This is a genomic window from Kitasatospora terrestris (assembly GCF_039542905.1).
Lineage (GTDB): Bacteria > Actinomycetota > Actinomycetes > Streptomycetales > Streptomycetaceae > Kitasatospora > Kitasatospora terrestris.
This window is the reverse complement of the sequence record NZ_BAABIS010000001.1, coordinates 7,262,350-7,283,695: the sequence shown is the minus strand read 5'-3', so window position 1 is coordinate 7,283,695 and position 21,346 is coordinate 7,262,350. Positions and strand designations below refer to the sequence as shown.

At 73.8% G+C, this 21,346-nt stretch carries 25 protein-coding genes; 19 read left to right on the top strand and 6 right to left on the bottom strand.

The window, feature by feature from the left end; all coding sequences use genetic code 11:
* Positions 1 to 134: 134 nt before the first annotated feature.
* The 9 genes from ABEB06_RS33365 to ABEB06_RS33320 all read left to right on the top strand — a co-directional run bounded on the left by ABEB06_RS33365 (position 135) and on the right by ABEB06_RS33320 (position 7,975).
* Entirely contained in the window at positions 135 to 974 is an 840-nt protein-coding gene (locus ABEB06_RS33365) for an STAS domain-containing protein (RefSeq protein WP_345700647.1), read from the top strand.
* The gene (locus ABEB06_RS33360) at positions 971 to 1,348 is read left to right on the top strand and encodes an STAS domain-containing protein (protein ID WP_345700646.1); all 378 of its coding nucleotides are present in this window, start codon (positions 971 to 973) and stop codon (positions 1,346 to 1,348) included. Before ABEB06_RS33365 ends, ABEB06_RS33360 begins: the two co-directional genes overlap by 4 nt.
* Positions 1,345 to 1,761 carry an anti-sigma regulatory factor gene (locus tag ABEB06_RS33355; RefSeq protein ID WP_345700645.1) on the top strand — a complete coding sequence of 139 codons (417 nt, stop codon included), beginning with the start codon at positions 1,345 to 1,347 and terminating at the stop codon, positions 1,759 to 1,761. Before ABEB06_RS33360 ends, ABEB06_RS33355 begins: the two co-directional genes overlap by 4 nt.
* Positions 1,749 to 2,936, top strand: a complete 1,188-nt coding sequence (locus tag ABEB06_RS33350; protein WP_345700644.1) for an ATP-binding SpoIIE family protein phosphatase — start codon at positions 1,749 to 1,751, stop codon at positions 2,934 to 2,936. The genes ABEB06_RS33355 and ABEB06_RS33350 overlap by 13 nt, the downstream gene beginning before the upstream one ends.
* A complete protein-coding gene (locus tag ABEB06_RS33345; RefSeq protein WP_345700643.1) occupies positions 2,933 to 4,708 on the top strand; it encodes a hybrid sensor histidine kinase/response regulator in 1,776 nt (591 codons plus the stop codon). Before ABEB06_RS33350 ends, ABEB06_RS33345 begins: the two co-directional genes overlap by 4 nt.
* Positions 4,702 to 6,333 (top strand): SpoIIE family protein phosphatase, encoded by a 1,632-nt coding sequence (locus ABEB06_RS33340; RefSeq protein ID WP_425559822.1) that lies wholly within the window; start codon positions 4,702 to 4,704, stop codon positions 6,331 to 6,333. Before ABEB06_RS33345 ends, ABEB06_RS33340 begins: the two co-directional genes overlap by 7 nt.
* Before the next feature lie 40 nt (positions 6,334 to 6,373).
* Positions 6,374 to 6,721, top strand: a complete 348-nt coding sequence (locus ABEB06_RS33335; RefSeq protein ID WP_345700641.1) for an anti-sigma factor antagonist — start codon at positions 6,374 to 6,376, stop codon at positions 6,719 to 6,721.
* 359 nt (positions 6,722 to 7,080) lie between these two features.
* On the top strand, positions 7,081 to 7,254 hold the full coding sequence (locus ABEB06_RS33325) for a CsbD family protein (protein ID WP_345700640.1): 174 nt from the start codon (positions 7,081 to 7,083) through the stop codon (positions 7,252 to 7,254).
* A gap of 235 nt (positions 7,255 to 7,489) precedes the next feature.
* Positions 7,490 to 7,975, top strand: coding sequence for a hypothetical protein (locus tag ABEB06_RS33320; protein WP_345702073.1), 486 nt, complete (start codon positions 7,490 to 7,492; stop codon positions 7,973 to 7,975).
* Here ABEB06_RS33320 and ABEB06_RS33315 read toward each other — a convergent pair.
* Together ABEB06_RS33315 and ABEB06_RS33310 are read right to left on the bottom strand one after the other, a co-directional pair.
* Positions 7,968 to 9,173, bottom strand: coding sequence for an IS110 family RNA-guided transposase (locus ABEB06_RS33315; RefSeq protein WP_345700639.1), 1,206 nt, complete (start codon positions 9,171 to 9,173; stop codon positions 7,968 to 7,970). The two genes, ABEB06_RS33320 and ABEB06_RS33315, sit on opposite strands and share 8 nt — an antisense overlap.
* Before the next feature lie 264 nt (positions 9,174 to 9,437).
* On the bottom strand, positions 9,438 to 10,889 hold the full coding sequence (locus tag ABEB06_RS33310) for an MFS transporter (protein ID WP_345700638.1): 1,452 nt from the start codon (positions 10,887 to 10,889) through the stop codon (positions 9,438 to 9,440).
* Between the two features lie 121 nt (positions 10,890 to 11,010).
* Between ABEB06_RS33310 and ABEB06_RS33305 the strand changes: the two genes are divergently transcribed.
* From ABEB06_RS33305 to ABEB06_RS33270, 8 genes are all read left to right on the top strand, one after another.
* Positions 11,011 to 11,472: a MarR family winged helix-turn-helix transcriptional regulator gene (locus ABEB06_RS33305; RefSeq protein ID WP_345700637.1), complete on the top strand. Its 462-nt coding sequence runs from the start codon at positions 11,011 to 11,013 to the stop codon at positions 11,470 to 11,472.
* 128 nt (positions 11,473 to 11,600) lie between these two features.
* A complete protein-coding gene (locus ABEB06_RS33300; RefSeq protein ID WP_345700636.1) occupies positions 11,601 to 11,819 on the top strand; it encodes a hypothetical protein in 219 nt (72 codons plus the stop codon).
* A 201-nt stretch (positions 11,820 to 12,020) separates the two neighbouring features.
* On the top strand, positions 12,021 to 14,498 hold the full coding sequence (locus tag ABEB06_RS33295) for a molybdopterin oxidoreductase family protein (RefSeq protein WP_345700635.1): 2,478 nt from the start codon (positions 12,021 to 12,023) through the stop codon (positions 14,496 to 14,498).
* A complete protein-coding gene (locus ABEB06_RS33290; RefSeq protein ID WP_345700634.1) occupies positions 14,495 to 14,986 on the top strand; it encodes a hypothetical protein in 492 nt (163 codons plus the stop codon). Before ABEB06_RS33295 ends, ABEB06_RS33290 begins: the two co-directional genes overlap by 4 nt.
* A gap of 250 nt (positions 14,987 to 15,236) precedes the next feature.
* The gene (locus ABEB06_RS33285) at positions 15,237 to 15,935 is read left to right on the top strand and encodes a DUF6328 family protein (RefSeq protein WP_345700633.1); all 699 of its coding nucleotides are present in this window, start codon (positions 15,237 to 15,239) and stop codon (positions 15,933 to 15,935) included.
* A 313-nt stretch (positions 15,936 to 16,248) separates the two neighbouring features.
* Positions 16,249 to 17,013 carry a hypothetical protein gene (locus ABEB06_RS33280; RefSeq protein ID WP_345700632.1) on the top strand — a complete coding sequence of 255 codons (765 nt, stop codon included), beginning with the start codon at positions 16,249 to 16,251 and terminating at the stop codon, positions 17,011 to 17,013.
* A 3-nt stretch (positions 17,014 to 17,016) separates the two neighbouring features.
* Positions 17,017 to 17,478 carry a phage holin family protein gene (locus ABEB06_RS33275; RefSeq protein ID WP_345700631.1) on the top strand — a complete coding sequence of 154 codons (462 nt, stop codon included), beginning with the start codon at positions 17,017 to 17,019 and terminating at the stop codon, positions 17,476 to 17,478.
* Positions 17,454 to 18,149 (top strand): DUF3618 domain-containing protein, encoded by a 696-nt coding sequence (locus tag ABEB06_RS33270; protein ID WP_345700630.1) that lies wholly within the window; start codon positions 17,454 to 17,456, stop codon positions 18,147 to 18,149. The genes ABEB06_RS33275 and ABEB06_RS33270 overlap by 25 nt, the downstream gene beginning before the upstream one ends.
* Before the next feature lie 87 nt (positions 18,150 to 18,236).
* Here the strand turns inward: ABEB06_RS33270 and ABEB06_RS33265 are convergent, their stop codons facing one another.
* From ABEB06_RS33265 to ABEB06_RS33250, 4 genes are all read right to left on the bottom strand, one after another.
* On the bottom strand, positions 18,237 to 18,470 hold the full coding sequence (locus ABEB06_RS33265) for a DUF6296 family protein (protein WP_345700629.1): 234 nt from the start codon (positions 18,468 to 18,470) through the stop codon (positions 18,237 to 18,239).
* 241 nt (positions 18,471 to 18,711) lie between these two features.
* Entirely contained in the window at positions 18,712 to 19,110 is a 399-nt protein-coding gene (locus tag ABEB06_RS33260) for a DUF2267 domain-containing protein (RefSeq protein ID WP_345700628.1), read from the bottom strand.
* A gap of 68 nt (positions 19,111 to 19,178) precedes the next feature.
* Positions 19,179 to 19,583 (bottom strand): DUF2267 domain-containing protein, encoded by a 405-nt coding sequence (locus ABEB06_RS33255; protein ID WP_345700627.1) that lies wholly within the window; start codon positions 19,581 to 19,583, stop codon positions 19,179 to 19,181.
* Positions 19,584 to 19,677: 94 nt separating this feature from the next.
* Positions 19,678 to 20,112, bottom strand: coding sequence for an Hsp20/alpha crystallin family protein (locus ABEB06_RS33250; protein WP_345700626.1), 435 nt, complete (start codon positions 20,110 to 20,112; stop codon positions 19,678 to 19,680).
* A 75-nt stretch (positions 20,113 to 20,187) separates the two neighbouring features.
* Here ABEB06_RS33250 and ABEB06_RS33245 point away from each other — a divergent pair, with 75 nt between their 5' ends.
* Positions 20,188 to 20,898 carry a type III effector protein gene (locus ABEB06_RS33245; RefSeq protein WP_345700625.1) on the top strand — a complete coding sequence of 237 codons (711 nt, stop codon included), beginning with the start codon at positions 20,188 to 20,190 and terminating at the stop codon, positions 20,896 to 20,898.
* A complete protein-coding gene (locus ABEB06_RS33240) occupies positions 20,873 to 21,247 on the top strand; it encodes a hypothetical protein (RefSeq protein WP_345700624.1) in 375 nt (124 codons plus the stop codon). The genes ABEB06_RS33245 and ABEB06_RS33240 overlap by 26 nt, the downstream gene beginning before the upstream one ends.
* The last annotated feature ends 99 nt before the right edge of the window (positions 21,248 to 21,346 follow it).

Below are 21,346 nucleotides of genomic sequence, written 5' to 3'. Positions count from 1 at the left end.
GGTTCCACCCCGCATACCTCGCCGCGAACGGGGCAGACGGCGCCCGGTGCTCCGGCCGACCCGGTCGGGGCACCTGTGCCGTCGTACGGACGGCCGGCCCCGACCACGGGCCGAACGAGCGAGGAGAACGCCTGATGGCGGTGGAGCATGGGTCGGAGCGGCTCGTCGAGCTGCTGACCCGGGACGACGCGGTGCAGGACCAGTGGGTGACGGCCGTGGCGGCGACCCTGGGCGGCCGGATCAGCCGCGCGGAGCTGGAGCGCGAGCTGACCGACTTCTTCCAGGCCCTGGTCCACGCCCTGGGCACGGGCGGCCTGGACTGGCAGGACGAGGCCTACTCCGAGGTGCGGGCGCTGCTCGTGGAGCTCTCCCGCAACCGGGCCAGGCACGGCTTCACGCCGAGCGAGACGGCCATCAGCGTCTTCGCCTGCAAGGACGTCCTGGCGCCCACCACGGACAGCACCGCCGCGGACATCACGGCCTACCTCCAGCTGACCCGGCTGCTCGACGCGCTCGGCCTGTTCACCATCGAGGCCTACGCCCGGACCCGGGAGGAGATCATCAGCGCCCAGGCCGAGCAGCTGCTCGAACTGTCCACCCCCGTGGTCAAACTGTGGGAGGGCGTGGTCGCCGTCCCGCTGGTGGGAACCCTCGACTCGGTGCGCACCCAGGTCGTGATGGAGAAGCTCCTGCAGAGCCTGGTGGACTCGGAGTCCGAGCACGCCATCATCGACATCACCGGCGTACCCGCCGTCGACACCGAGGTCGCCCAGCACCTGCTGAAGACCGTGGTCGCCGCCCGGCTGATGGGCGCCGAGTGCACCATCTCGGGCATCCGCCCGCAGATCGCGCAGACCCTGGTGGCGCTCGGCGTCCAGTTCGGCGACATCGTCACCAAGGCCACCCTGGCCGACGCCCTGCGCCACGTGCTGGACCGCACCGGCAACGCCGCGCCCGCCGGCGGCCCCCGGTGAGCGACCGCGTCCCCGTCCTGAAGATCGGGCGGTTCCTGCTGGTCTCGATCCAGATCGACCTGGAGGACCAGATCGTCCTGGACCTCCAGGACGACCTCGCCGAGCGCATCGTCGAAACCGGCGCGAACGGCGTCGTCATCGACATCACCGCGCTGGAGATCGTCGACTCCTTCGTCGGCCGGATGCTCGCCAACACCGCCGCCATCTCCCGCATGCTGGACGCGGAGACCGTGGTCGTCGGCATGCGTCCGGCGGTGGCCATCACCCTGGTCGAACTGGGGCTCTCGCTGGGCGGGGTGCGCACCGCGCTCACCTTGGAGAAGGGCCTGGCGCTGCTCGAACGCGACCGCGGCGCCCGTACGGTCAGCCCGTGACCGGGCAGACGGTGGAGGACGAGCAGACCGTCCCGATCGGTTCCAACGACGACGTGGTCCGGGCCCGGCAGACCGTCCGGACGTACGCCCAGCAGCGCGGGCTGTCGCTGGTCGACCAGACCAAGCTGGTCACCGCGGCCAGCGAGCTCGCCCGCAACACGCTGGTCTACGGCGGTGGCGGCCGGATGCGCTGCGCCACCGTCCGCAGCGGGGCCCGGGTCGGCGTGCACGCCGTGTTCGAGGACAGCGGGCCGGGCATCCCCGACCTGGACCTCGCCCTCACCGACGGCTGGACCTCGGGCGGCGGCCTCGGCCTCGGCCTCAGCGGCGCCCGGCGGCTGGTCGACGAGTTCGAACTGCACAGCGAGCCCGGCGTCGGCACGAAGGTGTCGGTGACCAAGTGGGCCCGCTGACCTCCCCCCTGACGGAGGGCGAGGACACCGTGTGGTTCCGCCACTCCGACTCGCTGCCCGCCGCCGCCCGCAGCGCGGCGCGTCAGCTCGCCCGCCGCATCGGCCTGCTGCCGGAGCGGGTCGCCGAAGTCGAGCTCGCCGTCAGCGAGGCCGCCACCAACCTGCGCCGGCACGCCGTCGACGGGGCGATGGTGCTGCGCGTGGTGCGCACGGACGCCGAGGCGGCGCTCGAGTTCGTCACCGTCGACAGCGGGCCCGGGATGGCGGACGTCCCCGCCGCGCTCGCCGACGGCTACTCCTCCGCCCTCAGCCTCGGCATCGGCCTGGGAGCCGTCTCCCGGCTCGCCGACGCCTTCGACCTGCACTCCCTGCCGGGCCGGGGCACCGTGCTGACCGCCCGGTTCTGGAACCGCACCCCGGCCGGCCGGGCGGCCGTCGCCGGGGGCGAGCCGGTCGCGGCCGGTCTGACCCGCCCGATGAGCGGTCAGGAACTCTGCGGCGACGCCTGGGCGACGCGCCCCGTCGGTCCCGCCCCGGCGGGGCCCCTCCCGGGCGGCCCGGACCCGCACCGCCCGGCCACGACGGCGGCGCGCCTCGACTGGTCGGTGCTGACCAACCGGACGCACCGCACCCACCCCTCCCCCGGGCCGGGCCGGGCGGACGCCGCCGGGGCCTTCCTGCTGATGTTCTGCGACGGCCTGGGCCACGGCCCGCTCGCCGCCCGGGCGGCCTCGGACGCGGTCGCCGCGTTCCACCGCAGCACCGCGTACCTGCCCGAGCAGGTGCTCTCCGACCTGCACCTGGCCCTGCGGACCGGGCGCGGCGGGGCCGTCGCCGTCGCCCTGGTCGAACCCGCCGCCGCGCGGCTCACGTTCTGCGGCGTGGGGAACGTCAGCGCCTTCCTGGTCGACACCGCGACCGGCGCCCGGCGCTCGTTGCCGTCCGCACCCGGCATCGTCGGCCACCAGCTGCGCGCGCCGCACACCGTCCGGCAGGAGCTCCCGCCCGGCAGCGCGGTCGTCCTGCACTCGGACGGGCTGACCGACCGCTGGAAGCCCTCCGACGTGCCCGGCCTGTTCGCCCACCTTCCCGTCACCACCGCCGCGCTGCTGCTGCGCGAGGCGGGGGTGCGCCGGGACGACGCCGGTGTGGTCGTCGCGAGGGGTGCCTGGTGAACGGACCGACCGATCCGCCGCCGGTGCGCCTGGACACCATGCCCGTCGCAGCCGTCCAGGACACCTTCGCGCTGCGCCGCAGCGCCTGCGCGGTCGCCGACCTGCTCGGCGCCGACAGCCAGGACGCCGTCCGGCTGGCCACCGCGCTGAGCGAGCTCGGCCGCGGCGTGCTCGGCGCCGACCGCCTCACCGCGGCGTTCTCCCTGCGCCCGGGGCCGGTGCCCGCCCTGCTCGTCACCCTGGCCTGGCAGGGCGGCCACCAGCTGCCCGCCGAGGCGTTGGAGGCCTCCGCGCGGCTGCTGCCCACCCACCACGAACACACCCGCGAGGGCGGCCGGGTGCGCGTCGAACAACGGCTCGGCCCGGCCCTCGACCCGGACCCGGACCTCGTCGACCGGGCGCGCCGCCTGCTCGCCGCCCACACCGGCCCGAGCGCCCTGGAGGACTCCCGGGAGCAGACCCGCGACCTGATCGCCGCGCTCGAGAAGACCCGCGCCCAGCGCGAGGAACTCCGCCGCCTCAACGCCGAGTTGGAGGAGACCAACCGGGGGGTGCTGGCGCTGTACTCGGAGCTGTCCGGGGAGCTGGAGGAGACCAACCGGGGCGTCGTCGCGCTGTACGCCGAACTCGACGAGAAGTCACGCCAGCTGCGCGAGGCCAGCGAGGCCAAGAGCAGGTTCTGGGCGAACGTCAGCCACGAGCTGCGCACCCCCGTCAACGCCGTCGTCGGCCTGGCCGAACTGCTGCGCAGCGACGCCGACGTCCCGGCCGACGAACGCGACCACCGGCTGTCGCTGATCGCCGACTCCGGCCGCACCCTGCTCGCCCTGGTGGACGAGCTGCTCGACGTCGCGAAGGCGGAGTCCGGCACGCTCGAACCGCACTGGGCGCCGCTGGACCTGCGCGCCGTGCTGAGCCACCTGGACGGCACCCTGCGCGGGCAGGCCCGCCCCGGCGTCGCCCTGCGCATCGGGCCGCCGCCGCCCGCGGCACTGCTCGGCGACGAGACGATGCTGACCCAGATCCTGCGCAACCTGCTGTCCAACGCGCTGAAGTTCACCGAGCAGGGGTGGGTGGGCCTGGACAGCCGGGTCGAGGACGACCCGGACGGCCGGCGGACCCTGGTGCTGACCGTGACCGACACCGGCGTCGGCATCCCGCCCGACCAGCACGAACGAGTCTTCGAGGAGTTCTACCAGGTGAAGGGCCCGCACCAGCGCGGCCGCCGCGGGACGGGCCTCGGCCTGCCCTACGCCCGCCGCCTGACCGAGATCCTGGGCGGCACGCTGCACCTGGACAGCGCCCCCGGGCACGGCACCACGATCACCGTCCGGCTGCCCGCCGACCCGGCCCCGGCGGACGGCCCGCGCCGCGAGCTGCTGGTCGTGGTCGACGACGACGCGGCGTTCCGGGACGTCCTGCGGCCGCTGCTGCACGAGTTCGCCGACCGGGTCGTCGAGGTCGGGGACGGCACGACCGCGCACGCCGCGGTCCGCGAGGTCCGGCCGGACGGGATCGTCCTCGACCTGCACCTCGGGGAGGTCGACGGCTACCGGGTCCTCGCCGAGCTGCGGGCCGACCCCGAACTGCGGCACATCCCGGTGGTCGTCCTGACCTCCGCCTCGCTCACCGCCGCCGACCGCGGCCGACTGGCGCACGCCCGCGCCGTGCTGTCCAAGTCCGGCCTCACCGGCGGCCGGATCGCCGCCGCCCTGTCCGACCCCCGCCCGGCCGCACCGCGCCGGCCGCGCCCACCCGAGGACGGATCGTGACCACGGCCAGCCCGGACGCCGGACCCGCCACCGTCCTGGTGCTCGACGACAACGACACCACCCGCTACATCGTCGGCAGTTGGCTGCGCCGCTCCGGGCACACCGTGGTCGAGGCGGTCGACGGCACCCAGGCCCTCGCCCTGCTGGACCGCACCCCCGCCGCCGAACTGCCCGAGATCGCCGTGGTCGACATCAGCCTGCCCGACATGACCGGGTTCGAGGTGTGCGAGCGCATCAAACGCCGCCCCCGCACCGCGGCCCTGCCCGTCGTGCACATCTCCGCCACCGCGATCGAGGCCAGCGACCGCACCCAGGGTCTGCACCGCGGCGCCGACGCCTACCTGACCGAACCCATCGACGCGGCCGAACTCCAGGCCACCGTCACCGCCGTGCTGCGCTACACCCGGGCCCGCCGCCGCGCCGAGCGCCTCGCCGCCCGGGTCGCCGCCCTGCACCGCAGCACCCTCGCCCTGTACGGCGCCGCCGACGCCGACGCCCTGGTCACCGCGGCCGCGCTCGGCGCGCTCGAACTCGGCGCCGCCCGGGCCACCGCGATCGCCCTCGGAGCGGACCGCGACACCCTGCACCTGGCGCACCACGGCCCCGACGACCCGGCGGCGCGCCTGCTCCAAGCCCCGCCCATCCTGCTCGACGCCCTCGCCCACCACACCCTGGGCGACGCCACCGGCACCGACACCGCCCCGCTCGACACCGACACGTGGCGGTCCCTGCTGGCCGACCACGGCCTGGCCGGCGCGGGCCTGCCCACCGGGCCGACCGCCCTGGTGGCGGCCCGCACCAAACCGGGCCGGCCGCTGCTCGCCGTGGCCGTCGACCGGGACGCGGTCGCCACCCCCGACGGGCGCAGCCTGCTCTCGCAGCTCACCCAGGCCGCCGCACTCGCCCTGGAAGCCCAGCGCAGCCAGGCCGAGGAGCACGCCCTCGCGCTCACCCTGCAGCGCAGCTTCCTGCCCAGCCGGCTGCCCGCCGTCCCCGGCGTCGAACTCGCCGTCCGGTACGAACCCGCCTCGGCCCGCAACGAGATCGGCGGCGACTTCTACGAGGCCGTCGACACCCCCGCCGGCCTGCTGCTGGCGATCGGGGACGTGGCCGGCCACTCCCTGGAGGCCGCCATGGCCATGGGCGAACTGCGCCACGCGCTGCGCGCCTACGCCATCGAGGGCCACGACCCGCAGACCCTGCTGCACCGGCTGGACACCCTGCTCACCCGGCTGCGCCCCGGCGTGACCGCGACGGTGTGCCTGGTGCTGATCACCCCCGACCGCCGCACCCTCGTGGTCGCGAACGCCGGCCACCCGCCGCCGCTGCTGCGGCTGCCCGACGGCACCACCCGCTACCTGACCGAGCACGGCATCCTGCTCGGCCTGAACATGCCGCAACCACCCGCCGCCGAGTTCGCGGTGCCCCCGGGCAGCACGCTGCTCCTGGTCACCGACGGCCTGATCGAAGTGCCCGGCGAGCACCTCGACACGGGCCTGGCCGCCCTGCGGGAAACCTTCGCCGCAACCCCGCCGGACCTGGACCGGACCGGCGACCTGCTGCTGTCCGCGTTCGCCGGCGCGCAGAGCGACGACATCGCGCTGCTCGTCGCCCGCCTGCACTGACCGCCCTCCCCCACTCCCTCCCGCACCGTACGGAGCACCCGTGCCCGAGTACGCCCTGACCGTCGAGGTCCGCACCCACCCTGGCGGGGCAACCGTCGTGGTGCTCGCGGGCGAGCTCGACTACCACACCGCACCGCGCCTGCACCGGGCCGTCGAGCGGACCCCCGAGACGCTGCCCCTCGTGCTGGACCTCGCGCTGCTGAGCTTCTGCGACTCCCTCGGCGTGGCCGAACTGCTCTTCGCGTTCCGCCGCACCCAGGCCGCCGGCACCTCGCTCGCCCTGGCCGGCACCACGGCCGACGTCGCGCGGCTGCTCGCCATGACCGGGGTGGACCGGCTGCTGCCCCGTCACGACACCGTCGATGCCGCCGTCGACGCACTGCGGTAGGTCCCGGTCGCGTCCACCGCGCACCTGTCGTCACCCGATCTCCGGGTGCGGGGCCCACGGGCCGGAGCCGGCCCACGGCATCGGCCGCGGAGCCGGCTCCCGGTGGGGCCTGCGAGCCGCCCTACCAGCGGTACCAGCGGTAGCGGCCCGAGGAGTGGGTGCCACGGGCGACGAAGCCGACCAGCCACACCACCAGGACGACGAGCAGGGGAACCATGAAGACCTCCACAGTCGGTGTCGGACCGCCGCTTGCCCCCGTCGGCTCCGAACATTCGGCGAATCTTCGGAGCCGACGGGGGCAGACGAGGTCCGGTGAACGACACCGACCGCGAGAACGCGATCGAGATCGAGGAGGAGCAATGAGCACCGGCGACAAGATCGAGAACACCGGCGACAAGGCCAAGGGCAAGGTCAAGGAGACCGTCGGCAAGGCCGTCGGCAACGAGCGCCTCGAGGCCGAGGGCAAGGCCGACCAGGTCAAGGGCGACCTCAAGCAGGCCGGCGAGCACGTCAAGGACGCCTTCAAGGGCTGACCGCGGACACCTGCCGGCCGGCGGGGTCCCACCCGGACGGGGTGGGACCCCGCCGGCCTGCGCGACCCTGCTCACCGGGATCACCCCGCGCGATCGTGCAGGACCGCCGATGGGGCGTCTCCGCGTCCCGGGTGGTGACCGGCCTCCGGGCCGTCCGCGCCGGGGGGGTGCCTCTATGGGGTTCGTCAAGGAAATCGGGCTGCGTCCGGGCGCGCTGGCCGGGCAGCATGGCGACATGCCGGATCTGCTGTGGGACAACGTCAGGAACTTCTTCGACCCTGAGCTGATAGGTGCTCTGCCGGACGTGTGTGTGGAGGGCACCACGGTCGAGGACTGGCAGGCAATGTTTGACCTGGTCCGGTCGAGCGGATGGACGTGGGATTACCTGGAGGGCGGAGTCGCGGGTCCGCTGCCTTCTGCGGCGGAGGTGCTGGCGCGGCCCGTTGATGCGGAGACGGTCGATCTGCGGGTCTGGCCGGTCCCGGGCGTGCTGGCGATCTTCCGTCCGATGTCTGTCGAGGAGATCGACTTCGATGTCGACCTTCGCGAACTGCAGGGCCAGGAAGGCGTAGACGTCCTGTGCGAGTTCCTGGCCGCGGTCGGTCGTCGGCTCGGCAAGCAGGTGGTCATGACGGCCGAAGGCGACTACGGGAACCCGGTGCTCGGTTTCGACCCTGCGGCGGACCGTGTGCTGCTGATGGCGGACCCGCAGCTCAGCTGACTGCTGTGGCCGGCCGGGACTCGTAGAAGGTCCCGTCGCGGAGCATCGCGAACAGGACGTCGACCCGGCGTCTGGCCAGGCAGAGGAGAGCCTGAGTATGGCGTTTCCCCTGACCGATCTTCTTGTCGTAGTAGGCGCGGGAGGCCGGATCGCCGAGCGAGGCGAACGCGGCCAGGAAGAACGCCCGTTTCAGCTGCTTGTTGCCCCGGCGGGAGGGTTGCTCACCGCGTATGGAGGACCCGGAACTGCGGGTCGCAGGGGCGAGCCCGGCGTAGGAGGCGAGGTGGGCGGCGGTCGGGAACGCGCTCGCGTCGCCGACGTCGATCAGAACCCGGGCACCGGTCCGGGTTCCGATGCCGGGCATGGAGGTGAGGATCTTCGAGAGGGGGTGCTCGTCCAGCAGTTCCTGGATCCGCTTCTCCAGGACCTTGCGCTGGTCGAGGACAGCCCGCAGCGAGCCGGCCAGACTCGGCACGATCAGCGCGGCTGCCTCGGTGCCCGGGACGACGACGGTCTGCTCGTCGAACGCGGTGAGGATGTCCTCGACCAGGCGCTCGAACATGCGCGGGGCCAACGGCCGGGCGATGTTCAGCAGGCGGCGGCGTCCGGCCTTGCGCAGGGCGGCCGGCGAGCCGAACCGCTCCAGCAGGGCCAGCACCGCGGGGTGGTCGAGCCGCGGCCCCAGCACGCGCTCCAGATGCGGGTGGATCTGGGTGAGCAGGCCGCGCAGCCGGTTGGCGATCCTGGTTGCCTCGCCGGCGAGGTCGTCGTCGAAGCCGACGATCATCTCCAGCTCGGCGATGGTCTCGTCGGCGAGCTCGATACCGCACAGGGTGTGCGGCATGGTGCGGGCGGCGTCCGCGATGATGGCCGCGTCACGGGCGTCGGCCTTGGCCTCGCCGGGGTAGAGGTCGGCGATGCGGCGCATCGTGAGGCCGGGTAGGCAGGCGACGCGGCAGCCGGCGTCCCGGGCGACCGCGAGCGGCAGGGCGCCGATGGAGGCCGGCTGGTCGACCACGACCAGGACGGTGCCGTGCTTCGCGGTGAGCTTGTCCAGCACGGCCCGCATCTTGGGCTCGCTGTTCGGCAGCCGCTTGTCGAAGACCCGTTTACCGGCCCGGGTCATCGCGGTTCCGTGGTGTTCGCCCTTGCCGACGTCCAGGCCGAGGAAGACGTCCACGTCGTCGGTGTCGATCACGCTGATCCCTTACGAGGTCGTGCTGTCCCGGCCTCGTTGGCGTGGCACCAGTTGCCGGCATCCACGTTACAAAGAGCCTCCCAGCGAGCTGGTGGTCCTGCCTCTATCAGCGGTCTACCGATGCCTCCGGCCCGGTGACACCACCCCCGGATCATGCGAACTACAGGGGGGAACAGTCATGCCGGACCGGAGGCCGAGAGCCCCGTTGCGGGGCCACGAAGACGGTAACGGGGGGGCGGACGGCCCGTCAGGAAGGGCGGCGGGCTACTTGGCGGCCGCGCCCTCGACGACGGCCGGCGGGGCGCCGTCCTGCGGTTGCGCCTGCCCGGTGGCCTTCGCGCGGCGGATGCCGGGGATGGCGAGGGTGACCAGGGCGGCGGTCACGGCCGCGCCCGCGCCGATCATGAAAGCGGTGCGGAAGCCGCTCTCGGACGGCAGCGCGTGGCCGTGGAAGTCGACGGTCATGTGGGCCAGCACCACGCCGATGACGGCGGAGGAGCTGGAGGTGCCGATGGAGCGCATCAGGGTGTTCAGGCCGTTGGCGGCGGCGGTCTCGGAGACCGGGACGGCGCCCATGATCAGCGCGGGCATGGCCGCGTAGGCGAACGCGATGCCCCCGCTGATCAGGCAGGAGAAGACCAGGACGCCCCAGGCGTGGCCCATCAGTCCGAGCGCGGCGAGGTAGCCGGCCGCGATGATCACCGTACCGACCAGCAGCGAGACCTTGGGCCCCTTGGCCTTGGAGAGCTTGGCGGAGAACGGGGAGATCAGCATCATCACCAGGCCGGCGGGGGCCATCCACAGGCCGGCGGCGACCATCGACCGGCCGAGGCCGTAGCCGGTGGCGGTGGGCATCTGCAGCAGCTGCGGGGAGACCAGGCTCATCGCGTACATCGCGAAGCCGACCACCACGGAGGCCAGGTTGGTCATCAGCACCTGGCGGCGGGCGCTGGTGCGCAGGTCGACCAGCGGCTGCTCGGTGCGCAGCTCCCACCAGCCCCAGACCGGGAGCACGATCACGGCGGCGGCGAGCATGCCGAGGGTGCCGGAGGAACCCCAACCCCAGTCGCTGCCCTTGGAGATGGCGAGCAGCAGGGCGACCAGGCCGATGGTGAGGCCGATCGCGCCGACGGTGTCGAAGCGTCCGCCGGAGCGCACCGGGGACTCGGGGACGAGCACCACGACGGCGGCGGCGACCAGCGCACCGAGCGCGGCGGAGATCCAGAACAGCGCGTGCCAGCTGGCGTGCTGGGCGATGACGGCGGACAGCGGCAGACCGAACGCGCCGCCGATGCCGAGCGAGGAGCTCATCAGCGCCATCGAGGAGCCGAGCTTCTGCGGGGGCAGCTCGTCGCGCATGATGCTGATGCCGAGCGGGATGACGCCCGCGCCGACGCCCTGCAGGGCCCGGCCGATCACCATCGGGGCGAGCGCGTCGCTGAAGCCGCAGATCAGCGAGCCGATCACCAGCAGGGTGAGGCTGACCAGCAGGATCCGGCGCTTGCCGTACATGTCGCCGAGTCGGCCGAGCACCGGGGTGGCGACGGCGCCGGCCAGCAGGGTGGCGGTGATCGCCCAGGACGCGTTGGCCGCCGAAGTGTGCAGCAGGTCGGGCAGTTCGGGGATCAGCGGGACGACCAGGGTCTGCATCAGCGAGACCACGATGCCCGCGCCGGCGAGCACTCCGACGACGGGGCCGGTGCGTGCCTGACTCATGGGGTTGTTCTCATCTCTCTAGCTCCATATGCATGATGCATATAATGTGTACCATACATATCAACCCGGTCGGGATATGCTGCTGAAAGGTGACGCACGGGACGGAGGAGCACGGAGGAGCATGCGGCGCGACAAGGAACTCGCCCTGATCGAGCGGGAGATGATGCTCCTCAGCCGCCACCAGGTGCTCGCCACCGCCCGCACCTCCAGCGGCCCCGACAGCCTGGAGCGCAGCGCCTACACGCTGCTCAGCCGGATCGAGACCGAGGGCCCCCTGACCATCGGCCAACTCGCCGAGGCCTTCGGCCTGGACACCTCCACCGTCAACCGGCAGACCGCCGCGATGCTCCGCTCCGGCCTGGTCGAGCGGATCCCCGATCCGGACGGCGGAATGGCCCGCAAGCTGCAGATCACCGCCGAGGGGCTGCGCCGTCTGCGCCAGGACCGCGACTGGTCGATCGAAGGCCTGTCCAGGGTCGTCACCGACTGGACGGCCGACGACCTGGCCGCCTTCGCCGAGGCGCTGGAACGCTTCAACCGGGACATCGAGAAGCTCCAGGGCCGCCCCTGGCCGCGCACCTGACCCCCGCGGCGCCTGCGGCGGGCGACCCCGGCCGGGGCCGTGCGGACAGCGGGAGGGCACCGGGCAGGTTGCCCGCCCGCCGGCCGGGTAGCCGGGATGCCGAAGCATCCGACGTGGGGAGAACTCCGATGACCGCACCGCGCAAACCCGGGCCCGACGAGCAAGGCCGGCGGGACGCCGAGGGCGACCGCAGCTACGGCGACCGGGCCGCGGGCACCCGGACGACCCGGGAGCACGATCCGGACGTCCGCGGCCCGCGCGCCGGCTACGACGCGACCGCCGACGCCGCCGACCGCACCGGCATCACCGCACCGGACGACCGGGACGACGACCCCGGGCAACAGTGAGCACCACGGAGCAGGCCGAGCGGCGCAACGAGGGCGGCCGCACCGGCCGCCTTCCTCCGGGCTGTGGCGGCCGCAGCCGTCGTCCCTGCCGGCCCCGGGGCGACCGCCGATCAGGTGGCCTCCACGTCCCCGGCCGTTAGGGGATGGGCAGGACGGGTACGCGACGGAGCCGGAGAGTCCGGTTTCGTCCTGGAGGCAACGGTGAAGGATTCGACCGATCGGATCGCGGACCCCTGGGGCGGCCGCACCCCGTACCCGCCCGGCGCCGCGTGGCCGGCGCGCACCGACACCCACCTCGCCGCCGGGGTGACGCCCGCCGCAGTGGACCGCTGGGTGCAGAGCGCCTCACTGCTGCACTCCAACGGCGACGCGATGGACATCGCGGTGAAGGACGGCCGGATCGTCGGCGTGCGGGGCCGGGCGGACGACCGGGTCAACCGGGGGCGGCTCGGCCCCAAGGACCTGTTCGGCTGGCAGGCCAACGCCTCCCCCGACCGCCTCACCCGGCCGCTGGTGCGCGAGGGCGGGCGCCTGGTGGAGTCCGGCTGGGACACCGCCATGGGCCGGATCGTCGCCCGTTCCAAGGAACTCCTGCGCGAGCGCGGACCCGGGTCGATCGGCTTCTACACCACCGGCCAGCTGTTCCTGGAGGAGTACTACACCCTCGCGGTCATCGCCCGCGCCGGCATCGGCACCAACCACCTCGACGGCAACACCCGACTGTGCACCGCCACCGCCGGCGAGGCGCTCAAGGAGACCTTCGGCTGCGACGGCCAGCCCGGCTCGTACGCCGACATCGACCACGCCGACACCATCGCCCTGTTCGGCCACAACATGGCGGAGACGCAGCCGGTCCTGTGGATGCGGGTCCTGGACCGGTTGGCCGGGCCGGACGCACCGCGGCTGCTGTGCGTGGACCCCCGGCCCACCCGGGTCGCCCGGCACGCCGCCGTCCACCTCGCGCCGCGCGCGGGCACCAACGTGGCGCTGCTGAACGCCCTGCTGCACGAGCTGATCCGCACCGACCGGGTCGACCACGCGTACGTCGAAGCGCACTGCGTCGGCTTCGACGAGCTGGCGGCGCGGGTCGCCGACTGCACCGCCGAGTGGGCTGCCGCGATCTGCGACGTCCCCGCCCGGACGATCACCGAGGCCGCCGAGTTGCTGGGCAGCGCCGAGCGGCTGCTCTCCACCGTCCTGCAGGGCTTCTACCAGTCCCACCAGGCGACCGCCGCCGCCGTCCAGGTCAACAACCTGCACCTGCTCCGCGGCATGCTCGGCCGCCCCGGCTGCGGTCTGCTCCAGATGAACGGCCAGCCCACCGCGCAGAACACCCGCGAGTGCGGCGCCAACGGCGACCTGCCGGGTTTCCGCAACTGGGAGAACGAGCAGCACGTCGCCGACCTCGCCCGGATCTGGAACGTCGCCCCCGAGAAGATCCCCCACTACGCGCCCCCGACCCCCGCGATGCAGATGTTCCGGTTCGCCGAACAGGGCAGCATCCGGATGCTGTGGATCAGTGGCACCAACCCCGCCGTCTCCCTGCCCGAACTGCACCGCATCCGCGACATCCTGGGACAGGATCGGCTCTTCACCGTCGTCCAGGACCTCTTCCTCACCGAGACCGCCCAGCTCGCCGACGTCGTGCTGCCCGCCGCGACGTGGGGCGAGAAGACCGGCACCTTCACCAACGCCGACCGCACCGTCCACCTCTCGGACAAGGCCGTGGAACCGCCCGGCGAGGCCCGCCCCGACCTGGACATCTTCCTCGACTACGCCCGCCGGATGGACTTCCGCGACAAGGACGACGGCCCGCTGATCACCTGGCACGACCCGCAGTCCGCGTTCCAGGCGTGGCAGAAGTGCAGCGCCGGCCGTCCCTGCGACTACACCGGGCTCAGCTACGACGGGCTCCGCGGCGGCAGCGGCATCCAGTGGCCCTGCACCGAGCAGGCCCCGGACGGCACCGAGCGCCTGTACACCGACGGGCCCGCCTGGGCGCACGCCGAAGCCTGCGAGAGCTTCGGCAAGGACCTGGTCACCGGCGCCCCCGTCACCGAGGTCGAGTACCGCGCCCTGAACCCCGACGGGAAGGCGGTGATCAAAGCCGCCGAGTACCTGCCCCCGCACGAGGACACCAGCGAGGAGTACCCGCTCCAGCTGAACACCGGCCGCACCATCTACCACTTCCACACCCGCACCAAGACCGGCCGCGTCCCCCAGCTCGACAGCGCCGCGCCCGACGTCTGGGCCGAGATGTCGGCGGCCGAAGCCGCCGCCCGGGACCTGCGGGAGGGCGACCTCGTCGAGGTCAGCACCCCGCGCGGGGCGGTGGCCGCCAGGCTGCGCATCACCGCCATCCGCGACGGCATGGTCTTCCTGCCGTTCCACTACGGCTACTGGGACACCGCCGAAGGCCACCGCCCGGCCCCGGACACGGCCGGGCGCGCCGCCAACGAAACCACCGTCACGGACTGGGACCCGGCGTCCAAACAGCCCCTCTACAAGACCGCCGCCGCCCGGGTCGCACTCCTCCGGCGCACCGACGGCACCCCCGGTCCCGCGCCCACCACCACCGCCTCCGCGCCCCTCGACCCCGGCAGCGCGCCGGCCACCACCGGTGGGCCCGCCGCCCACGCCACGCAGCACACCGACGACGAGGAAGGAACCCGGCCATGAGCGGCATCACCCTCGTCCTCAAAGCCCTGCACCACGGCGAACGGGACCTCGAGGAGGAACTCCTGAAGGCGGCCGAACGCCACCGCACCGACCACGAGATCCACCACGTCGCCACCGACATCGCCCGCTGGTCCCACGAGCACGCGGCGCGCCTGGCCGACACCGGCCGGCACTACGGCCTCGACCTGTCCGGCCCTGCCGACGACCCGTCACCGGGCTTCCTGGCGACCCTCCGCGAGAAGGCCGCCGAGGCCGTCGGCCGCCGTCCGGAACCCGGACTGCTGCTCCTGCACGACCTGCGCGACCTCCACCTGGCCGCCACCGGGAACTCCCTCCACTGGGAAATGCTCGCCCAGGCCGCCCGGGCGACCACCGACAGCCGCCTCCTCGACCTGGCGACCGCCTGTCACCCGCAGACCCTGCGCCAGATGCGCTGGACCAACAGCATGATCAAAACGCTCTCCCCGCAGCTGATCACGAGCGTGTGACCGGCCACCGCGCACGCGCGCCGGTCCGAATCGCACGCGGTCCCGCCCTGCCTGTCCGGGACATCACGGCCCGCTGCGATCTCACCGAGCAGGCCGCGCAGCGGATCATCGCCGGCCTCGAAGCCCCGTACGCGGGGCCCTCGGCGCTCCGGGTGCCGACGAGACCGGTCGCCCACGTCCCGAGTGGAACGGGTGGCACCGGGTAAGCGCACGCACCCCGCTGATCACGACACGCCGGAGGTGACCGCTCATGGCCGCCACAGACCCGAGCACCCGGACGGCCCCCGGCGGCTCCCGCACCAGGAGGCCGCCGATGATCGCCCGGGCCGCCAACGTCGGCCAGCGGACGGAGACCTGCGACGAGCGGGCGGACCGCCTCTGGATGGACCTGATGCACGAGGTCCGGGTGGTGCTGACCGCGGTGCAGCTGCTCTTCGCGTTCCTCCTCGCGGCCGTCTTCACCCCCGCCTACGAGCGGCTGGACCACACCGAGCGCCTCCTCTACCTGCTGTGCCTGGTGAGCGGTGCGGGTGCGCTGGTCGCGTTGACGGGCCCGGTCGCCCTCCACCGGCTGGTCACCGGGCTGAAGGTCAAGACCGAGGCGGTCGCCTGGGCCTCCCGCCTCGTCACGGTCGCCCTGGCCCTCCTGCTCACGATGACGTCCCTGGGCCTGCTGGTCGTCATGCGGCAGATCACCGGAGCGTTCACGGCCCTGCTGCTGACCATCGCGCTGACTCTCTGGTGCGGCCTGTGCTGGGGCGTTCCCGCGTTCCTGCTCCGGCGCAACCTGCGCATCGGACGGCAGCCCTCGCACCGGCACGACCCGGTGAGCCCCCACGATGTCCCGCGCCCGAGGAAGGGTTGCACGAGTCCTCGCCCCATGGGCCCGAAGGGCGCGTCGGCGGCCTGCCCCGAGGACCGTCGCGTGCCGCGGCGGGGCGCCCCCTGACGGGCGGGTGAACGCAGGCCATGGCGGCGAGAACACCTGAGCACCGCATCACCGCACCGGGCTTGCGGGTCGACGGGCCCCGGGCCGTCCGCCGGCGGCAGCGCCGACGCTTCCGGCCAGGCGGGCTCGTCGCGCCCCGTCGACGGCCCGAGCCGGATCCGCGCGGCAACGGTTCTCGAACGGCAGGCCCGGCCGGCCGATGACGTCCTTGCGCGGAAACTCTGTCGGCGGGGTGGCGGAGTGACCGGCCGCGGGTCGGGTAGGCGCGGTGATTCGTAAGGAAGGCCGGACCGGTACAGAGGAGGGATTGTCCGTGGTTGAGACACCAGGTTCGGGTGAGGACCGGGGCACCACCGCGGTGATGGCCCAGACCGCCCAGGAGAAGGCCGCCGAGAGCGCCGCCACCGTGGGCCGCCAGGCGTCCGAGGTGGCCGGCACCGCCAAGGAGCAGGCCGCGAAGGTGGTCGAGGAAGCCGGCACGCAGGCCCAGGAGTTGCTCGGCGGACTGCGCGAGCAGCTCGGGCAGCAGGCGCAGACCCAGGGCCGGCGGCTGGCGCAGACCATCCGCACCCTGGCCGGGGAGTTGGAGGAGATGGGCCGGCACGGGCCGGCAGGGTCGGTCACCACGTCCCTGGTCGGGCGCCTGGCGGACGGCGGGCACCAGGTGGCCGGCCGGATCGAGGAGCGCGGTCCGCAGGGGCTGCTGGACGACGTGCAGGACTTCGCCCGCCGTCGGCCCGGGATGTTCCTGGCCGGCGCCGCACTGGCGGGCCTGGCGGTCGGCCGCACCGGCAAGGGCGTGAGCACCGCACCCGACAACGACAGCGACAGCGGCGGCAGCAGCAGCGGCTCGAACGGCCCGTCGGGCGACGGCGGCTCGGCCGGGGTGTCGCGGGCGACTCCCGCACCCGCGGCGGGCCCGCTGCCCTCGGCGGTGGACGCGCCCACCGACCCCTACCAGGCGGCCGGGCAGTCGCAGCCGCCGCACATCACCCCCGACCCGCCGCACGCGCACCCCGACGGCCCGCCGCCGTCCGGGCCGGGCGGGCGGTGGCAGCAGCCCGACATCGGCAGGTGAGCCGTGGCCACCGCCTACGACCGGCCCCCGCACACCACCCGCACCCGCGACAACCCCGACGGCGCCGCCGCGCCGCACCCGGACCACGCGCCGGGCTCGCTCGGTGAGCTGGTCGGCGAGATCGCCCAGGACCTGAGCGCCCTGGTCCGGGAGGAGATCACCCTGGCGAAGGCCGAACTGAAGGAGGAAGCCGGCAAGGCCGGCAAGGCCGGCGGGCTGCTCGCCGGCGCGGGCTACGCCGCCCACCTGCTGGTGCTCTTCGGCAGCCTGACCGTCATGTTCGCCCTCGGCGAGGCCGTCGACCTGGTGTGGGCCGCACTGATCGTCGCGGCGCTGTGGGGCGCCGCCGCGGCCGTCCTCTACGCCAGGGGCCGCACCCGGCTCAGGGACGTCAACCTCAAACCCGAGCACACCGTCCAGACCCTGAAGGAGGACGCCGCATGGGCGCGACACCCGACCAGCTGAGAGGCGAAGTGGAGGCCCGCCGGGCCCACCTCGCCCACCACGTGGACCTCCTGGCCGACCGGATGGCGCCCCGCCGGGTCGCCAGGCGCCGCATCGACGCCTCCCGTCGGCGACTGACCGACATGAAGGAGCAGGTGATGGGCACTGCGAACGACACCGCCCACGGCACGCGCGACCTGGCCGAACGGGCCGGCGACACCGCCGGCCAACTGGCCCACCGGGTCGGCGACACCGCCGGCCAGCTGGGCCAGCGCATCGGCGACACCGCAGGCCAGGCGAGCGACGCCGTCCAGCACACCCCGGCCCGGGTGCGCCGGCAGACCCGCGGCAACCCGCTCGCGGCCGGCATCATCGCCTTCGGCGCCGGCATGCTCGCCGGAACACTCCTGCCGGTCTCCCAGGCCGAGCAACGCGCCGGCGCCCACCTGCGCGAACACGCCGACGACCTGGTCGAGCCGCTCAAGCAGGCCGCCGGCACGGCCGCGCAGGAGATCAAGGAAGAGATGACCGAGCCCGCCCGGGACGCCGTCGAATCCGTCAAATCCACCGCCCAGGACGCGCTGGACACCACCAAGGACACCGGCCGCCAGGCCGCCCGGACCACCGCCGAGGAGGTCAAACAGACCGGCCAGGACGCCGCCCGAGAAATCCGCGACCAAGCAGGCACCTGACACCACAGCTCACAGGCCCGTCGAAACACAGTCCGCGGCGCCGCACCCGTACGGGGAGCGGCGCCGCGGCGGTCCCGGCACCGGCGCTCAGCCGACGGGCACGGCGTGCAGACAGGCGGGCGGGGCCGGGCCGGAGCCGGGAGCGAGGACTCTGGCGGCGCCGCCATGGATCTCCACCTGCAGGCCGGTTTCCGGGTCTCCGTAGACGGGGGAGCCGGCCGCGGTGTGGCCGCCGGTGTACTCGACGATCACGACCTGGGGCGGGGAGTGCGAGCCGAACGGTGCCGGCACCGTGACCGCGTAGCGCGGGTTGCCGGTCATGACGGTTCCTCATCGCGTGTGTGGGCGTCGGTGAGGGCCGCACCGACGCTCGGGCTGATGGCGAAGACCGCGTCCGTACCGGTGGCGTCCAGCAGGTCCTTCACCGGTCGGGAGGGCGCGGCCAGCCCGGATCGACCGGGCACGGCCATGGGGCGGCCAGGGCGGCAGCTGAGCCGCACCGGCTCCCGCACGCTCTTCCGCGCTCCGGGGGCCGCCACCGGCACCGGGCCTGGCGGGCGTGTCAGGCCGCGGCGGTGAGTTCGGCGCGGCCGAACAGCAGGGCCCAGCCGCGGGGCAGGTGGTCCAGGAGCCGGCTGGTGAGGTGCTCGCCGGCGAGGTCGCCGACGGCGGCGAGCACGGTGGAGACGTCCCAGCGGGCGGCGGTCAGGCTGGTGCCCAGGGCGTCGGCCACCGCTTCGACGAAGGCGGGCGCGGTGACCGGCTCGGGCAGCGGGATCTGCGCGGCGAAGACGGTCCGCTCCCGTTCGGGCAGGACGGCTGCGAGGTCGCACCGGTCTTCCGCGGTGAGCTGGGAGCCCAGCAGGGCCAGGACCGCGTCCAGGACGCGCCGGGCCTCGTCGTCGCTGGGGTAGCGGCCGAGGGTTCGGACCTGCTGCAGCAGGCGGCGGTGCCGTGTCATGGGTGTCGGCCTTTCCGGGTCGGGCCGCGCCGGGCGGCGGTGTGCGGCGCGGGGAGCGGTGGTGGAGGTCAGGGGCGGTGGCCGGGTTCGGGCCGGCCGAACAGCAGGTCGTAGCCGGGCGGCAGCTGGAACAGGACCCGCTCCATCAGGTCGTCGCCGGCCGCGTCCGCCACGGTGGACAGGACCGCGCCGACGTCCCACAGGGCCGTGGTCTCGGTGGCGCCGTCGATCCAGGCGGCGGTGGCCCGGACGAACCGGTCGGGACTGAGCGGTTCGGCGGCCTGCAGCGGGTTGAGCAGGATCAGCGAGAGGGTCTCCGGGAGGCATCGGGCCAGGTCGGCCCGGACGTCACCGACGAGATGGGCGCCGAGCAGCGCCAGAACGACGCGGGCGGAGCGTTCCGCCTCTTCGGGCGTCTTGTACTCACCGCGTTCCTGGACGTCTTCGAGGAACGCTTCCCATCGCAGCGTCACTGCGGTCTCCTCCCTCAGGGGTCGGAACCGGGGGTGTTCCGCGCCGTCCCCTGGGGAGGCGGGACGGCGCGGGACGTCCGGTGGGTGCGGCCGGTCAGGCCTGGATCTGCTTGCGGCCGCCGCTGTGGCTGATCGCGATCTTGCGGGGCTTGGCCTTCTCCGCGACCGGGATCCTCAGGGTCAGCACACCCGCGTCGTAGTCGGCGCTGATCCCGGCCGGATCGAGGGTGTCGGAGAGCATCACCTGCCGGGAGAACACACCCAGCGGCCGCTCGGACAGCTCCCACTTCACCTCATCGCCCTGGTGACGCGGACGGCGCTCGGCCTTCACCGTCAGCATGTTCCGCTCGACGTCGATGTCGATCGCCTCCGGATCGACACCCGGCAGGTCGAAGCAGACCACGTACTCGTCCCCCACCCGGTAGGCGTCCAACGGCATCGGCGCCGGACGCGACCAGGTCCCGTTCGTCCCCAGGAACTGCTGGGTCAGCCGGTCCAGTTCGCGGAACGGGTCAGTGCGCATCAGCATCGCGAAACACCTCCAACTGGTTCAAAGGGTGCCAGTGCGCTTCACCTGAATCCGTTCTAACATGTCATCCATCCGATGACAACCATGCGAGTCACCCAAGGAGTGACAGACGTGGGGAAGCCCCCGAACACACCCGACACCACCGGACCGGCGTCCTTCCTCGCCGCCGCCACCGCCCTCGCCGCCATCGACCACGCCGTCCACACCGCCCGCACCACCCCCACCACCGACACCCACGCCACCACCACCGACACCGGCCCCCAACCCGCCCTCGCCGCCCTCCTCCTGCTGCGCGAACTGCGCACCGAACTCGCCGGCTGGGAAGCCGGCCTGGTCGAGACCGCCCGCGCCCAAGGCGCCACCTGGGCCGACCTCGCCCACCCCATGGGCGTCGCCAGCCGCCAGGCAGCCGAGAACCGCTACCTGCGCCTGCGCCCCCACCACCCACACCCTACCCACCAGACCGGCGCCGAACGCGTCAAAGCCGTCCGCGACCGCCGCGCCGCCGACCGCGCCGTCACCGCCTGGGCCCGCGACCACGCCACCGACCTGCGCATCCTCGCCGCCCGCATCACCACCTGCAACGACATCGCCCCCGCCGGCCACCCCACCCTCACCGCCCTCACCACCGCCCTGGGCACCACCGACCCCGCCGACCTGATAACCCCCCTCACCGACATCCGCCCCCACCTCGGCACCGCCCACCCCGACCTCACCGCCCGCCTCGACGACCTCACCCACCGAACCGACCGACTCCGCCATGACAGCGACCAACAACGCGCCTGACCAAACCACCACCGACGAGGGCGACCGCTGGCAGCACCTCCTCGACCGGCTCACCGCCCTCGAACACCGCATCCACCAGCTCAACGCCGCCACGATCTCCGCACTCGACACCCACCTCGCCCGCCTCGAAACCCTCCGCCACCACCTCGCCCACCGACCGTGGCCCCCCGGCGCGGCCGACTCCCCCGGTCCCCGGCGGCCGCCGCTTCGCCCCCGCGGAGGACCGGACCCGGCACCGGCAGCGCACCGGCCGGACGCCGGCGGCCCGGCCGGGCGGCGTCGGGAGGCCGCGTCGGCGGGAGGCCCGCGGACCCGCGCCCCGGCGCACCCATGGCCGTCCGTCGGGTGAACCCGCGGGGCGGACGCCGGCGCCCCGCCCTCCCGGCCGGCCACCGGCCGCCGATCGGGATCCCGCGCGGCACGGGCGATCCGGGCCGCCGGCCTGCGG

Excerpts from the sequence above, each read along its gene's own strand:
- ABEB06_RS33265 (WP_345700629.1), bottom strand. The coding sequence starts at position 18,470 with ATGACCGGCAACCCGCGCTACGCGGTCACGGTGCCGGCACCGTTCGGC.
- ABEB06_RS33320 (WP_345702073.1), top strand. The coding sequence starts at position 7,490 with ATGCCGGATCTGCTGTGGGACAACGTCAGGAACTTCTTCGACCCTGAG.
- ABEB06_RS33245 (WP_345700625.1), top strand. The coding sequence starts at position 20,188 with ATGACAACCATGCGAGTCACCCAAGGAGTGACAGACGTGGGGAAGCCC.
- ABEB06_RS33250 (WP_345700626.1), bottom strand. The coding sequence starts at position 20,112 with ATGCTGATGCGCACTGACCCGTTCCGCGAACTGGACCGGCTGACCCAG.
- ABEB06_RS33285 (WP_345700633.1), top strand. The coding sequence starts at position 15,237 with ATGGCCGCCACAGACCCGAGCACCCGGACGGCCCCCGGCGGCTCCCGC.
- ABEB06_RS33365 (WP_345700647.1), top strand. The coding sequence starts at position 135 with ATGGCGGTGGAGCATGGGTCGGAGCGGCTCGTCGAGCTGCTGACCCGG.
- ABEB06_RS33305 (WP_345700637.1), top strand. The coding sequence starts at position 11,011 with ATGCGGCGCGACAAGGAACTCGCCCTGATCGAGCGGGAGATGATGCTC.
- ABEB06_RS33290 (WP_345700634.1), top strand. The coding sequence starts at position 14,495 with ATGAGCGGCATCACCCTCGTCCTCAAAGCCCTGCACCACGGCGAACGG.
- ABEB06_RS33240 (WP_345700624.1), top strand. The coding sequence starts at position 20,873 with ATGACAGCGACCAACAACGCGCCTGACCAAACCACCACCGACGAGGGC.
- ABEB06_RS33325 (WP_345700640.1), top strand. The coding sequence starts at position 7,081 with ATGAGCACCGGCGACAAGATCGAGAACACCGGCGACAAGGCCAAGGGC.
- ABEB06_RS33260 (WP_345700628.1), bottom strand. The coding sequence starts at position 19,110 with ATGACACGGCACCGCCGCCTGCTGCAGCAGGTCCGAACCCTCGGCCGC.
- ABEB06_RS33310 (WP_345700638.1), bottom strand. The coding sequence starts at position 10,889 with ATGAGTCAGGCACGCACCGGCCCCGTCGTCGGAGTGCTCGCCGGCGCG.
- ABEB06_RS33300 (WP_345700636.1), top strand. The coding sequence starts at position 11,601 with ATGACCGCACCGCGCAAACCCGGGCCCGACGAGCAAGGCCGGCGGGAC.
- ABEB06_RS33270 (WP_345700630.1), top strand. The coding sequence starts at position 17,454 with ATGGGCGCGACACCCGACCAGCTGAGAGGCGAAGTGGAGGCCCGCCGG.